This is a genomic window from Streptomyces sp. NPDC007945, assembly GCF_042958885.1.
Classification (GTDB): Bacteria; Actinomycetota; Actinomycetes; order Streptomycetales; family Streptomycetaceae; genus Streptomyces.
In genome coordinates this window covers 74,677-88,174 of record NZ_JBIBJV010000005.1, presented here as the reverse complement: position 1 = coordinate 88,174, position 13,498 = coordinate 74,677, and the positions used below count along the sequence as shown (strand labels likewise).

The 13,498-nt window shown below is 71.4% G+C and carries 12 protein-coding genes; 4 read left to right on the top strand and 8 right to left on the bottom strand.

What is annotated here, in order from left to right:
- Positions 1–10: 10 nt before the first annotated feature.
- A complete protein-coding gene (locus tag ACFZCF_RS17470; RefSeq protein WP_388444918.1) occupies positions 11–448 on the top strand; it encodes a DUF2267 domain-containing protein in 438 nt (145 codons plus the stop codon).
- Between the two features lie 568 nt (positions 449–1,016).
- Here ACFZCF_RS17470 and ACFZCF_RS17465 read toward each other — a convergent pair.
- Positions 1,017–1,325, bottom strand: coding sequence for a TMEM175 family protein (locus ACFZCF_RS17465; protein WP_391287157.1), 309 nt, complete (start codon positions 1,323–1,325; stop codon positions 1,017–1,019).
- Between the two features lie 299 nt (positions 1,326–1,624).
- On the opposite strand from ACFZCF_RS17465, the gene ACFZCF_RS17460 reads away from it, so the two are divergent.
- Positions 1,625–3,121, top strand: coding sequence for a hypothetical protein (locus ACFZCF_RS17460; protein ID WP_391287156.1), 1,497 nt, complete (start codon positions 1,625–1,627; stop codon positions 3,119–3,121).
- A 222-nt stretch (positions 3,122–3,343) separates the two neighbouring features.
- On the opposite strand, the gene ACFZCF_RS17455 is transcribed toward ACFZCF_RS17460, so the two are convergent.
- The 4 genes from ACFZCF_RS17455 to ACFZCF_RS17440 form a co-directional block, all read right to left on the bottom strand.
- Positions 3,344–4,279: a hypothetical protein gene (locus ACFZCF_RS17455; protein WP_391287155.1), complete on the bottom strand. Its 936-nt coding sequence runs from the start codon at positions 4,277–4,279 to the stop codon at positions 3,344–3,346.
- Between the two features lie 18 nt (positions 4,280–4,297).
- Positions 4,298–4,627 (bottom strand): hypothetical protein, encoded by a 330-nt coding sequence (locus ACFZCF_RS17450; protein WP_391287154.1) that lies wholly within the window; start codon positions 4,625–4,627, stop codon positions 4,298–4,300.
- 504 nt (positions 4,628–5,131) lie between these two features.
- Positions 5,132–6,160: an MASE1 domain-containing protein gene (locus ACFZCF_RS17445; protein WP_391287153.1), complete on the bottom strand. Its 1,029-nt coding sequence runs from the start codon at positions 6,158–6,160 to the stop codon at positions 5,132–5,134.
- Positions 6,161–6,534: 374 nt separating this feature from the next.
- Positions 6,535–7,431, bottom strand: coding sequence for a SpoIIE family protein phosphatase (locus ACFZCF_RS17440; RefSeq protein ID WP_391287152.1), 897 nt, complete (start codon positions 7,429–7,431; stop codon positions 6,535–6,537).
- 343 nt (positions 7,432–7,774) lie between these two features.
- Here ACFZCF_RS17440 and ACFZCF_RS17435 point away from each other — a divergent pair, with 343 nt between their 5' ends.
- Positions 7,775–9,331 carry a SpoIIE family protein phosphatase gene (locus ACFZCF_RS17435; protein WP_391287151.1) on the top strand — a complete coding sequence of 519 codons (1,557 nt, stop codon included), beginning with the start codon at positions 7,775–7,777 and terminating at the stop codon, positions 9,329–9,331.
- A gap of 294 nt (positions 9,332–9,625) precedes the next feature.
- On the opposite strand, the gene ACFZCF_RS17430 is transcribed toward ACFZCF_RS17435, so the two are convergent.
- The 3 genes from ACFZCF_RS17430 to ACFZCF_RS17420 form a co-directional block, all read right to left on the bottom strand.
- On the bottom strand, positions 9,626–9,907 hold the full coding sequence (locus ACFZCF_RS17430; protein WP_388443788.1) for a hypothetical protein: 282 nt from the start codon (positions 9,905–9,907) through the stop codon (positions 9,626–9,628).
- A gap of 433 nt (positions 9,908–10,340) precedes the next feature.
- Positions 10,341–11,162 carry a hypothetical protein gene (locus ACFZCF_RS17425; RefSeq protein WP_391287150.1) on the bottom strand — a complete coding sequence of 274 codons (822 nt, stop codon included), beginning with the start codon at positions 11,160–11,162 and terminating at the stop codon, positions 10,341–10,343.
- A 413-nt stretch (positions 11,163–11,575) separates the two neighbouring features.
- A complete protein-coding gene (locus tag ACFZCF_RS17420; RefSeq protein ID WP_391287149.1) occupies positions 11,576–12,037 on the bottom strand; it encodes an RICIN domain-containing protein in 462 nt (153 codons plus the stop codon).
- A 770-nt stretch (positions 12,038–12,807) separates the two neighbouring features.
- Here ACFZCF_RS17420 and ACFZCF_RS17415 point away from each other — a divergent pair.
- A complete protein-coding gene (locus ACFZCF_RS17415; RefSeq protein ID WP_391287148.1) occupies positions 12,808–13,485 on the top strand; it encodes a hypothetical protein in 678 nt (225 codons plus the stop codon).
- Positions 13,486–13,498 lie beyond the last annotated feature (13 nt).

The following is a 13,498-nucleotide window of genomic DNA, read 5'->3' as shown; positions in this document are numbered from 1 at the left end:
GATCTCCGAAGTGATCTCCGACCGGCAGGCATCGCTCCAGCAGCCGTACGGGACGCCATACGAGCAGATGCTGGAGAAGGTCCGCTACGAGGGCGCCTACCCCACCCGCGAGAAGGCCGACGAAGCCGTCCGCCTGGTTCTCGCCGGACTGGGGCGCCAGCTGACCGGCGACGAACGCGTCGACCTGGCCGGCCGCCTGCCCCTGGAAGCCGCACGCGTGCTGACCATGCAGATCCCCGCCACCGAGCCGCTCACCGGCTGGGCCTTCGTCAAGGACCTCGCCGCACGCACCGGCGCCTCCCTGGCTACCACCCGCTGGGACACCGGATCCGTCCTCTCCGCGGTCGCCGCCTACGCCGGACACGACCTCACCACCCGCATCCTGCAGCAACTCCCCACCGGCTACGCCCTCCTCTTCGGCCGCGCCGAACTCACCCCCGCCGCGTAGACGGAGACGGTGCGGCCGGCGTGTTCGGGGCGGACGCGGCGGCTTGTGCGTCGCGTCCCCCCCCCGCACGCGCGTGCCCACCTTCACCATGTCCGCCGCGTCCGCCTCCTCTGGTCGCGGGGGCGCCCTGGGACGATCCTCGGCGCGGAACGTTCCGGCCGGCACGGCTCACCGTGGGCCGGGGCGCGGCGGCCGAGCATCCGACCGCGGCGCAGGGTGAGCTTTCGGTCAGCGGTCCCTTGGCTCGCGACCTTCGCCGGCCCCCCGTACAGGTCGAGGACGTCCGCGTGCGGGTGGCGTGCCGGTGGGCCAGCACGCAGAGGGGCACGGTGGCGATCCAACTGCAGACGGCCGCCGAGGGAGAGAACTGGGTGATCACGACGGAGAGGAGAAACACGAACGCCTGCGCGGGAAATGGCGGGAAGGGCCCCCGGCGCCCCGATTCCCGGGCGATGCGCACTGCCATCAAGAGCAGTACCAGGGCGTACCGATCACCGCGCCGTACAGGGCTGGTCCGACCGGCCGGTGGCCGTATTCGGCCACCCTCGTCGGGAAGGGGGCAAGGAGATCAGCGCGCCAGAAAGGCGACGTTGCACGAGAAGAGGGAGCCGTCGTTCCACTCGGCGTCCCGCAGCACCGCGTGGTGCGCCCGCCAGAACAGAGCGATCAACACAGCGTTCAGTAGGAACGTTCCCACCTGGCCCCGTACGGCGTCGAGCGCGTCCTCCAGGGCCTGCCCGCGAAGCCCGTCGGGCAGGTCGACAACGAGCACCAGCAGCGTCATGGCGATGGCCACGGCGCCGTCGGTCAACGCGAGAACCCTGCGCTTCGGCAGATGCGTGTGCTCCGCAGGGGCGGTTACGTGTCCGTGGCTCATCTCCATCGTCCTGTGTGAGCACCCGCGGTGCCACACTCCGACGCCCGTCCGCGCGGGCCGCGCGCGTGTCGTGGCCCGGGGTGCTGAGGACGCAACGGCGCTGCGAGGTACCCCACCCCAACCTCGCTGGCGAGCTCGTACAGACCCGTACTGACTCGTGCAGGGCCGGGGACGGTCAGGCCACCGTCTACGCCAGTCTGCTCGCCCTCAAGGGACTCGGGCACCTTGCCCCTTGCGGCGCCCCGGCGGCGTCACGGAATGGAAACGAGCAAGGCACGTCGGCCCGGAGGCGTCCTACCGTGTCCGTGGAGCCGGGGGGTGCGATGCGAGCTCAGGGGTGGCGGTGGCTGCTGATCGGGTTGACGGGTCTCCTCGTCATGGGGTGCTTCGGCCCGCAAGGGCCGCAGTTCGGCGACGGCTCGGCGGTTCCCGAAGAGGCTTCCCGCGTCCGGCTGCCGGTGTCGCCGGGGCTTGACGGTACGTGGGTGGTGAACTCGCCCCGAGAGGGGTTGCTCGGCCAAGGCGGCGTCCTCGTCCGACGGGAAGGGCCGGACCGGCGGGGCTGGCGACTGGCCCTGCCCACCGAGTTCACGCTGACCTCACCCCGTCCGGGCTCGGCGCATTCCGCGCTCGTCCAAGACCACCGGGTCGTTCTGGTGGGCGGACGCGAAGGTCACGAGGGCCCGAGTACGATCGCCGGGCTCGATCTGGAGAAAGGGCGCTTGGCATGGCGGCGCCCACTGGCGCCGGGCAGTCAGGTCTTCCTGTACGACTACGGGGCAGCGGCCGTACTCGTCGCCAACTGCCGCACCGGTTCCTGCCACCTGACCGGCTACTCCCAGTACGGTCAGCGCGTATGGAGCCGTACGGAACCGGGGGCGGTGAAAGTCCTGGACGGCTGCCGGGCCGACGCCTTTACCACCGAGCCGCCCGCCGGTGACAGAAACTGCCACGCCTTCCTGGTCACCCCCGACCGCATCGCCACTCTGGACATGGACAACGGCCGACCACACTGGCATGCGAGATTCCAGATCCCCCAGGGCAGCATCGACCGGATCGCCGAAGACAACGGCCTGATCACCCTGGCCACCGCGCCGGCCGAGGGAAGCTGTCGCGCCACCGTACTTGCCGGACCAGCTGGACCAGCCGGACCAGCAGAACCGTCCGGACCGCCTGAGGCTGGCGGGACGGGCGAGCCCGCACGGACCGCCGAATCCGCAAGGACCCCCGGACCGGCCGGGACCCCTGAACCGGCCAAGACCGCCGGACCGGCCCGTACGGGCGCCAAAAGCGAGCAAGCCGGCTGGCAGCACACCTTCGTGTGGCACCAACCCCAGGCCCCGCGCGACCCGCGCACCGGATGCCGCTGGGACCGCACGCTTCCCCTGCTGACTCGGTTCTCCATGGTGCTGCCGGACGCCGAGGGCGCCCTCGTCGTCAGTCCCTACTTCGGTACCGAGGGCCCCGCCCGGCGACTCTCCCCGGGCGAGTACCTGGTCACCGACGGGACCTTTAACCAAATCGTCCGCGCGTCCGGCCGACCGGACCGGAACCTCGACACGTCCGACCGGCCGGTCCGCCCGGAGGGGTTGAGCCCCGCAGCGCGTGCTCTTACGAGGCATTTCTGGCAGGACGGCCAACGTCTGCTTCTCCTGGACCACGAGAACCGCCCTCTCTGGGAGGGCACCTCGGCCTGTGAGGCCTTCCTGCACGACGGCACCGGCCCCCACGTCCGCGTGACCTACTGCGACGGCACCGACCTTGTCGAACTCCGTCCCGTGCACAGGAATAACTGACGACGCATCAGGACGCTTGCTGCCCGCGCCAGGGCACCGAAGCAACAGACTCCTTTTCACCCTCGCCCCCTACCTGCCAGGCAGCCAGGTCACGCCCAGGCGATCCGACCGTCCGACGGCCCGCCCGCCCAAGACAGCCCACCCGTGCAGCAGACCGCCCTCGCTCCGTACGCCCATCTGCCCCAAGCGCACCACGACTGCCAGGTCCTGACCAGCACCGTCTCAATTCGCCTCCCCGAGGTAGCTCAAGGCTTGGCGGAAGTCGTCGAGGGCGGCCCTGAACTCGTGGGCGGCGGTGTGGAAGGTCGATCGGTCGATCAGGATCTTGGCCAGTGTGCGCGTTCCGTCTGTCGGATCGTGCTGAGACAGCCGACGGGCCAGACCCATTCCTTCATCGAACAGGGAACGCACACGCTCCGCGAACAGATGGGTACGGTTCTGCCAGTAGACGGCGGAGCGGACGGTGAGGACCCGATGCGGCCGGACCAGTTCGGCCAGATGCCGGTCCGGATCCTCGGTGGCTCGCGCAGCGAGGGTGTCCACCTCTTCACGGAGGGCATGGCGGCTGTCGAAGTAGCGCCGCTCGGCATCGGGCGACCATCGCAGAGGCGCCGCCCCCGAAGGCGGACGCGGTCCATCGGGCGCAGGCCGATCGCTTTCGGCACCGGAGATGTTCAGCAACACCGCCCAGAACGAAGCCTGGTAGCCACTCCAGGACTTCCGCTCACCGGTATCGGCCAGCTCCGTCAGCAAAGCGAGCGCTTCTTGCCGGACGAGGGCCGCCTGCTCCCCTCGGCCGTTGGTGTCGAGCATCCGCGCGTACCCGATGAGGGAGTGGAGATGGCAGGCCATCGGCCCGCGTTCATGCGCGGCTTCGGCCGCTTGCATGCTGACGAGCGTCTCGAACGCGGCGAGTGCTTCGTCGCACCGGCCAGCGTCATGGAGAGTGGCTGTCCACTCCAGGAGGGTCCAGGCGAGACCCCCGTCGGCGGGCCCCTCGGGCAGGATCGCCGCGACCAGTTCGGTCATGGCATCGGCGGCCTCGGCATACCGGCCTTCCTCGGAGAGTCCGGTAGCCCAGTCATACAGCCCTTTGACCACGGGGTCTCCGGACAGTTCGGCTTGTGCACGGCCAAGGGCGAGCATCTCGGCGCGCATGGCAAGTCCTTCGGCGCGTCAGCCCGCCATGTACAGCTGTCGCTGGCACGAGTCGAGGGCCCGGTACAGAACATCGGCCCGGGCGGTCTCGGCCGGGTCGATGGACCGCGCAGCGGCCACCGCCTCCTCGCACAGCGCGAGCGAGGACGGATGCCACTTGCCGACGCTGGTGTCGTAGCTCAGACGTTGCAGCGCCCCGGCCAAGAGCGGCAGGTACGAGGCGGGACTGACCTGGGTGAGCACCCGATAGGCGTCGACTTCCTCGCGCGGCGTGCGGCGACCCGATGCGAGCAGCACATTCCGCGCTCGCACGATGTCGTCATGATCGACTTTCCCCGAGTGATTCATGACGGAGATTCTGGGTCCCCCGGAGAGGGCCGAACCAGGCTCCTCACCTGTGCCGTTCCTCCTACGAGAACGAACTCTGACCTGTCATGATGGGTGTGACATCACTTTCCTGGGCGTACTGGGGCGCACTGGCAACTGCGGTTGTTCGACCTCAGTCGGTGAACCCAGCGACCAGGACCACCGCACCCTCTCCCGGGAACCCGACGCGCGGGCGCCCCAGGACGGCGACGGCTGAGTGCCCACATACCTCCGCTCCGAGACCCACCCACCCGGCCAGCGAGACCCGCCCGCCGTACTCGCGATCTCCGGCGACAGGCTGCCCACATCGTCCGTCCCTTCGTCGAACGGGCGCGCCTCGGCCTCGCGGTCTTCGCCCTACGTCACTGGGTGAAGCGACGTCCGCCCCCCCCGGCCGGCTTCTCCACCTTGGCCGCGTACAGCCGTTCTCGGCGGACGGGCCCGGCCGACCGGCGGGGTGCGGGGCTGGGCGGAGGGACGTGGAGGTCACGGGTCCCGGTGCCCACCCGGCGGGACCGCCCGGGTGCCGGGGCTTCCGAGGCTGCCGGGCGAACCCGGCGGGGGATCGCCCGCCGCGAGGTGCTCCAGGACCGCCGCCAGCTCCTCGCAGGCGCGGCGCACCGACCGGCGGGTGGCGCGCTGCTCGGTGATGACGGCGGCGAGAAGCAGGGCCGTCAGGGCGGCTGAGCCGTTGAAGGCCTGCAGTTTCACCATGATTTCGACGTCCGACAGGTGGAGGAACGCGCCCCGCGCGGAGGTCGCCTGGAAGGTGGTGAGCACGGAGGCGAAGAGCGCGCACAGCATGCTTCCGGCGAGCTGGAAGCGGAGCGCTGCCCAGATCAGCAGGGGGAAGACGAGGAACAGCATGCTCATCGGGCTGAGCACGGCGAGGGGCATGAGGACCACGGTCGCCAAACCCAGGAAGACCGCCTCCTTCCAGCGCCGTGTCCGGAACCGTCCGGCCGGCCCGCCGAGGACGAGCAGGAGCGGGGCGACCAGCAGGACTCCCATGGTGTCGCCCACCCACCAGGCCAGCCAGACCCCCCAGAACTCGCTCCTGTCCAGGGAGCCCGTCGCCACCTGCAGGCCGACCCCCGCGGTGGCGCTGATCAGCATGGCGCCGAACCCGCCGAGGAACACCAGGGAGAGTCCGTCCCGCAGCCGCGCTATGTCGAGCCTGAAGCCGACCCGTCTCAGCAGCAGGAAGGAACAGAGTGGCGCGACGGTGTTGCTCGCCACCGTGACCAGCGTGGTGGGCCCCGGGGTGGTGAGAGAGGCGATGACCAGGAAGGACCCGAGGGCGACGCCGGGCCAGACCCGCGCGCCGAGCAGCAGCAGGGCGGCGACGGCGACGCCGGTGGGCGGCCAGATGGGGGTGACCACCGCGCCCTCGACGACGAGGCGGCCGAGCAGACCGAGCCGCCCGGCCGCGTAGTAGCAAAGCGCCACGGCCAGCGACGTCAGGGCCGCCTCTGTAATGCTCCGGAACTGCCGAGTGACCAACACGTCAGCCATCAGACACCGGCGGGGCCGCCACGACCGAGCAAGGACCCCTGCGTGTCGGGCGCGACGGTACGGTACGAGACCGTGCCTCCACGGGATCGTGCCGCCAGGGTCCGTATAGCCGCGAGCTGCGAGCTGGGTCTGCCACCGGCCCGAACCAGTGCGACGGACACCAGTACGAGCCTGGCCCGGCACGAGGCCCGCCCGGTCCCGGGCCCCATCCGGCACGAGGCCCGCCCACCCCGATATCCGGGACGCCGACCACGTCCGGCGGATCCTGCCCGATGTGGTCGGACCCTGCACCGTCGGCACATGGAGAGAGACGCCCGGCCATCCCGCCCGGGGCCGACCAAACGGCGTGCGCCCGCCCTTCGCGGCCAGCCCCGTCACGCCTCCACCGGTGGCTGGTGCGGACCGGGTGGCTGATCCGTGCTGGACAGCTGATCCGTACCGGACGGCTCGTCCGGACCGCCGTCATGGCCCACGACCAGGACGGCCGCGTCGTCCTCGTGCCCCACCGTGGCCGCCAGCTTCATGACGGAGGTGGCGAGCGCGTCGACGCCCAGTCCGGCGACGGCGGTGATTCCGGCGAGCCGCATCACCCGGTCCAGGCCGTCGTCGAGGTGGAGCGAGGGTCCCTCCACCACCCCGTCGGTCAGGAGGACGAAGACGCCGCCGGCGGTGAGCCGGTGCAGCGTGGTGGGGTAGTCGACGCCGCGGAGCACGCCGAGCGGAGGGCCGCCCTCGCCGTCGTCGATGCCGGAGCGGCCGTCGGCGGTGGCCCAGATGTGGGGGATGTGGCCGGCGCGGGCGCACTCCAGGGTGCCGGCGACGGGGTCGAGCCGCAGGAAGGTGCAGGTGGCGAAGAGATCGGCGCCCAGAGAGATCAGCAGGTCGTTGGTGCGACCGAGCAGCTCTCCCGGGTCCTCGGTGACGGAGGCCAGCGCGCGAAGCCCGACCCGGACCTGTCCCATGAAGGCGGCGGCCTCGATGTTGTGCCCCTGCACGTCACCGATGGACATGCCGATCCGCCCGCCGGGCAGGGGGAAGGCGTCGTACCAGTCACCGCCGACGTTGAGTCCGTGGTTGGCGGGCTCGTAGCGGACGGCCAGCCGGGCGCCCGGAAAGCGGGGCAGGTCCGAGGGCAGCATGCCGCGCTGCAGAGCCACGGCGAGCTCGACGCGGGACCGCTGGGTCTCGGCCAGCTCCCGCGCCCTGGCGGTCAGTGCCGCGAGCCGGACCAGAAGGTCCTCGCTGCTGTCGGCCGGCCGTCTGCGGAACATCGATCACTCCGACGTCACGAGAGCCCTCGCATCAGTTCGTCCCATCTCCAGCGCGCAGGACCAAGGGGACCACCTCGGTAGGAAAGGTCCTTCCCCACTCTGCCCGGAGGTGCCGCCGTCCGCATCTCCTCGATCCCGCGCCCACCCCGCCACTGTCGCCAGGGCGCGTTTCCCGTCCGGCACCGCCGGGTGATCCGCGCCCTGATACGAGGATCCCGATACGAGGACGCCGGTCGTGCCCCGAGTCGCCCCGCGCGTGTGCCGTCAGGTGGCGACGGGCGTGGTGGCCCGGGGTCGAAGCGGGATGATCGGTACTGTCGGTTACGTGCTGTCACTACACGGTTTGACACGAGCGAGGCTGCTGCTCGCCGCCATGATCGGCGCGGCGGTGCTGCTCGCGGCCGGCGTCGCGGTGACGGGTTTCGTTCTGAACGCTCGGCACGAGCGGGCCGCGCAGCGGATCGAGACTCTTTGGCATCCGGCCGTCGCCGGAGTCGGCTCTGTGCGGGCGGCGGTGGGGGACGTGCGGGCCGCGTCGCTGGCGGGGGACGCGGGCGAGGCGCTACGCGGGACGAGCCGGGTGAGTCTCGAGGAACACCTGGAAGGGCTGAGGCGGCTGACCGCAGGTACGGACGACGAGGTGGACGAGGGCATCGTGCTCCTCGACCGCAGCGTGGCCCGGTGGCTGGAGAACGGGCGCCCCGGAACCCAGGTGGACCGCATGGAGGTGTACGGGCTGCCTGCGGCCGCCGTCGGAGCGGACCCCGCGGAGGGCACCTACGCGGCGGTCGACGCCCGCTCCAAGGAACTCGCGGCGCTCCTGGAGCAGCGCAGTACGCGGGAGGCCGAGATGGCCATGTGGCACATGAACAGCATCTTGTCCTACATCCTGAGCCTCGCCGTGGCCGTGCTCGTCGCTGCGGTGGTGGGGGCCGTGGTGCTGCAGCGCCGCTACCTCGCCCCGGCGGGGGCACTGGCCCAGCGTCTGCGGCGCGCGGCCAGCGGTGACGCGAACGGCGCGGGACCGCCGTCCGGGAGCGACCGGAGCTGGATCGGCCTTCTGTCCCGAGAGGCCGAAGGGGTGCGCGAGCGCTTGGTGGTGTCCCAGCGCGAGTCTCGTCGCAACCACGAAGCGCTCGTGCAGGTCGGACCGGCGGTGCAGGGCTTGCACGAGATCCTGGTCTCCTGCGAGGAGCCGGGGCCGGGGGCGCTGGTGACCGGTGACGTGCGTGCGGCCGAGGGACTGATCGCGGGCGACTACCTCGGTGCCGTGCGGCTTTCCGACGGATCCACCGCCGTCTTCCTCGGCGACGTCTGCGGGCACGGCGTCGCCGCCGGCCTGCTGGCCGTGCAGCTGAAGAGCGTCGTGACGGTGGGGCTGCGCCTGGACGTCGATCTGGACACGCTGATGCGCGCGGTGCACCACGCGCTGGCCGGCGAGGACTGCTTCACCACCCTGGCCGTCGCGGTCCTGTCCCCGGAGCGCTCGCTCCTCACCTGGGTGAACGCCGGACATGAAGAACCGTTCCTGCGACGGGCGGACGGGACGCTCGAACGGCTGGAGACCACCGGCCCCTTGGTCCACCCGTTCCTGGACGCGCCCCCCGGCAACTGGCAGACGCGCTCCGTCCGGTTCGACCCCGGTGATCTGCTGGTGCTGTCCACCGACGGCCTCACCGAGGGCCGCCGCGACGACGGTGAGGAGTTCGGTGAGGAGCGGATCTCCCACGTGCTGACCGGCCTGGACGACCCGGCTCCCTCGGTGGCGGTCACGGCCCTCCACTCCGCCGCCGAACGCTTCGGCGTCGACCGGGGAAGAGACGACATGAGCCTCCTCGCGGCCGCCACCACCCCGCGAGGCACCTCCGGAAGCAGCCCGGCCTCGGCTCACGACCGATGACACCGGCGCGAGGCGGTGGTCGGCCCCGGCTCCGAAGCCCTGCGCGCCGCCCGTTCGCCCGACCTGCCCTCGTGCGACCTGCCCTCGTGCGTCCTGCCCTCGTGCGGCGCGCCCCCGCCGGTCCTGGTCCTGCCGACGTGGCGGTCTGCCGACCCGCCGCGCTGCCCCTGCCGACCTCCCGACGGCCTGCTCGGGATCCTTGGCTCAGGGGTCGGGCGTTGCCTGGTCGACGGAATATGGCCTCCCGCCCGGGCCACCTCTTCGATGACCGTGGGCGGGAGTCCTCCGCGACTGTCAGCAGGGGATGCTGAGCGTCATGCTGGAACCCTGGTAGTGGGTCTCGTACGCGTGCTGCACGCTGCCGTTGACCATCCCGGAGTACCGGTACATGGTCACGCCCTCGTCCGACACCCACTCACCCTCGTAGGAGAAGGTGACCTCGTACGAACGGATCTCGCTGTCCCACACGTCGCCGCACCCGGCGCCGGCGGACGCAGTGCCCGCTCCCCCCAGCACCAGGCTCAGCCCGAGCAGGGCGGATGCGGCGATGCCGAACGGCTTGGCCTTGAACTTCATGGTTCCCCCTTGATGGGCGCCCGGCGCCGTCTGCGCAGGGCGCGTGGGGAACGTACCTCGGAGGAATCGACTCCGGGATCGGCGATTTAGGCCAGAGAGGGTCGAGAATGCGACATGCCGGATAACGGCTCCGGCCCGTAGCGGCTGCCACCGTTCGGCCACTCCCGTAGGGGCGAGCCCCACCTGACGCTGTTCGCACGGTAAGGCCCCATCCCCGAAACCGTCACGGCAGGTTGGGGCAGCGCCAACGGCAACTGGATGCCCGCAGAGGAGTGGGATGTTCGAGAGCGCCTTCGGGACAGCAGCCCCACATGCCCGGCCGCCGTCGCACCCGCATCACTCCTCAGGCAGCCCCGACGCGCGATGACAGAACCCGGAGCGCACCCTTCTCGGCTGGCCGCCGACTGAACCCGTCAATGGGCGCTGTCGGAGGTCAGGGCCGCTGGATCGCAGGGTCGGGCTTCCCGTCCGAACGGTCGGCGCAGAGCTGCCAGATCTCTTCCAGCAACTCCGGGTAGTGCTCTCCGTACGCCGCCACCGCGTGCGAGACCGCGTCCAGGGCCGCTTTGAGCGGGGAGGGCTCGGCGGCAGCGGGTACGGCGGGGAGTGCGAAATGCGGTTGCGAGATCAGCCCGCGGTCCAGCGGTGTGCGGGCGGGGTGCGTCAGTTCCGTGGGGGTGACGAAGGCGGGGACGGGACCGAGGTCTGCGGCGTGCGTTGCCGACAGCTTGGCGTCGGACCCCGCCGGTGCGGGGCTTTCCGGCAGTCGGCCGAGTTCGTAGTGCCTCGCCCCGTCGTCGCCGGGCTCCGAGGTCGGGATCCATCCCCACCCGACGGGTGTCGGGGGAAAGTAGGGCGGTCGTTCCGGCGGCGTCGCCGCTCGCACCGTCGGCCCGGGCGCGAGCGCGGTGGAGCGCAGCGTCTCCCACATCCGGGCCGTGTCGTCGAAGGGCGGCGGAAGCGGACGCCCGTCCATCAGGGCGGTGAGCGCCCTCGCGACCCACGGCACGGTGGTCAGGCCGGCCGTCTCGCACGCCCGACGCGCGGCCAGACGCGCCACGGAACGCTGGACGTCGGCCCCCGCGGCATCAAGGGCGTGTACCAGGTCGCTGTCGAAGGGGAGCAGGCCGAGGACGTTGCTGTGGCGGACGGCGCGGAGGCTCTCGCTCGGAAGCCTCCCGCCCCACTGCCACCTCTCGTAATGCAGCCGTCGCTCCTCGTCGGCCCCTTCGTCGTCCATGACCGGCCCGTGCACGGAGCACCTCCTTCTGCCGACGGCTTCGAAGGCCCCGAGCCTCGACTGATCAACCGTCACCTGCTCCGCATCATGCCGCAAGCCACTGACACCAGGCTGAGACACCGTTGGACCGGGACGACTCTCACGGGGGTGGGCTTCTTGTCATCACAGGCCGGGCGGCGTTCGCGGGCGACCGAGCCACGCGGCGTCCCGGTCCGATCGACGTCGCCCTGGCCGTCGACATCACCTTCGCCGGCCCGGTCTCGGCAGTTCGCCAGTCACCCGAACCACCTCGGTCACACCGTTCGATCGGTAGCCGCCGCGCGGGCAGCGGGAGCGGGCAGTAGGCAGCGCGCGGCGGGCGGCAGGCGGTCGTCGTGGGCCGACTTGCTGTGAGACAGGTGCCCGTGACGGGTGCCTCACCGTGGGGATCAGAACCAGCTCTGGTACGGAAGACTGTTGCACGCCCAGGTGCGGAAGCCCAGGGAGCTGTCGTCGATGCAGCGGGAGGTGAGCTGGTTCTGGAAGCGGACGGTGCCGTCGTTCCAGACCTTGATCCACCAGCTCTGCGCCGGGCTTGAGTTGCAGACCGCGGTGCGGAAACCGCTGTCGGTGTCCTCGATGCAACGGCCGGTGTTGATGTTCCTCAGCTGACGGGTCCCGTCACCCCAGACGTGGACGTCCCACTGCTGCGGATTCGAGCCGTTGCAGCTCCAGGTACGGAAGCCGTTGCTGGTGTCGTCCATGCACCGGCTCGTGGCCTGGTTCTGGAACGACTGGACGGCGCCGGACGCCCGCGCCTGGCCTGCCGGGCCGGAGGCGGCGGCCATCGCGCCGGTCGTTGAAGTGAGGGAGGTGAGGGCAAGGGCCCCGCCGATCAGAACCGTGGTCATGACGCGCATGTGACCCGTCGTCTCCTTCGTGTCCGTGGAACCGGCTGGGCCGCAAACGTAGAAGCTGAGAGACGGGACAGGCGATCCGGAACCATCCGGAGTGACAGCATTCCGCCGGATTCCGCCGCCTGGCAGGGCCTTGTCCAAAAGAGCCGCCGATCGCGTCCCCGAGCAGGGCCGGTCGGGTCTGTTCGTTTGGCACTCCACGCGGAGGCGAGGCTGCTCGCCGTGGCCGGGGCCGGTCCGGCCCCGGAACCCCCGGACGGTGGTTGGCCGAACCATCCGGTGCGCGCGGCGGCCCAGCTCGCGTCGGACCGGCTCGACCCACGGGCGCTGCGGCTCTGCCGGCTCACGGCCCTCGGTGGCTGGCCGTCCGTCTCCGCCGCGATCGCGGCTGCCGCCGCCGGTGCCGACGAGACGACGGCGGCCCGGTCGCTCCAGGAGGCGGTGGACGTCGGGCTCCTGGACGCCCTGCCCGACCGGCGCTACCGCTTCCGACCCGAGATCAGGCGACACCTGGCCGAGTCGGCCACCGCCGAGTACGGCCTGCGGGCGTGCGCGGACGCGGTCGACCGCGTCCTGGGCCTTGCTCAGGCTCGCTCTCCCGGCGTCCCGGACTGCCCTGCCGGAAAGCTGGCGGACCGAGCTGCCGGCGGAGTATCAGGGGGACTTCCGGTAGCGGGGCCGACGGCATCGAGGTCCTGGCGGCGGAGGTCGCCAACCTGGGCCGGGCGGTCGTCGTCGCCGAGGAGCACGGGAGATCCTCCACCGTGTGGTGGCTCGCCCGCTCCCTGTGGCCCCTGCAGCTGAAAGCGGGCTACTGGGACGTCCTTCCCGCGCTGCGTGACGCGTCGCGCTGCGCCGAGGAGGCGGGTGCGGACGGGCGGACGGCGGGCGCGCTCCACTCCCAACTGGCCCACCGCCTGGGAGAGATGGGCCGCTGGGAGCAGGCCCACCGTGCCGCCCGGGCGGCCGTCACGTACGAGCGAGCGGCGGTTCACCTGCGCGGAGAGGCGTCGGCGGTCGAGCTCTTGGGCCTGCTGAGCCTGTACCGCTGGTCGTTCGAGGAGGCGTACGAGAGGTTCACTGAGGCCGAGTCCCTCTACCGGGGCGTCGGGGTCGACGAGGAGGGCGCCGCGGATCTCCCGAGGGCCCTCGCACTGGTCACCCGCCATCAGGGACGGGCCCTCCGCTGCCTGGACCGGCTGGACGACTCCCGCCGATGCCTCGAAAGCGCCGTGGACTTCTTCGCGGGCCGTACGGGGGCGGTCCCGGAGCCGTACAACCACGCCCGTGCCCTCACGGACCTGGCGGAGACCCTCCACGACGCAGGCGACGACACGGCCGCTCTGGCCAGGATCACCGAGGCGGAGCGGCTGTCGCCCGCCTCCGCCACTCCGCACCGGGCCCATCTGGCCGGCCTGCGGCGGCGGTGCGAGGCGCCCTAAGTCGGGCCGGGGC

Bases quoted from the DNA above. Each gene is read 5' to 3' on its own strand.
- ACFZCF_RS17465 (WP_391287157.1), bottom strand. From the start codon at position 1,325: ATGAGCCACGGACACGTAACCGCCCCTGCGGAGCACACGCATCTGCCG.
- ACFZCF_RS17455 (WP_391287155.1), bottom strand. From the start codon at position 4,279: ATGCGCGCCGAGATGCTCGCCCTTGGCCGTGCACAAGCCGAACTGTCC.
- ACFZCF_RS17450 (WP_391287154.1), bottom strand. From the start codon at position 4,627: ATGAATCACTCGGGGAAAGTCGATCATGACGACATCGTGCGAGCGCGG.
- ACFZCF_RS17445 (WP_391287153.1), bottom strand. From the start codon at position 6,160: ATGGCTGACGTGTTGGTCACTCGGCAGTTCCGGAGCATTACAGAGGCG.
- ACFZCF_RS17440 (WP_391287152.1), bottom strand. From the start codon at position 7,431: ATGTTCCGCAGACGGCCGGCCGACAGCAGCGAGGACCTTCTGGTCCGG.
- ACFZCF_RS17430 (WP_388443788.1), bottom strand. From the start codon at position 9,907: ATGAAGTTCAAGGCCAAGCCGTTCGGCATCGCCGCATCCGCCCTGCTC.
- ACFZCF_RS17420 (WP_391287149.1), bottom strand. From the start codon at position 12,037: ATGACCACGGTTCTGATCGGCGGGGCCCTTGCCCTCACCTCCCTCACT.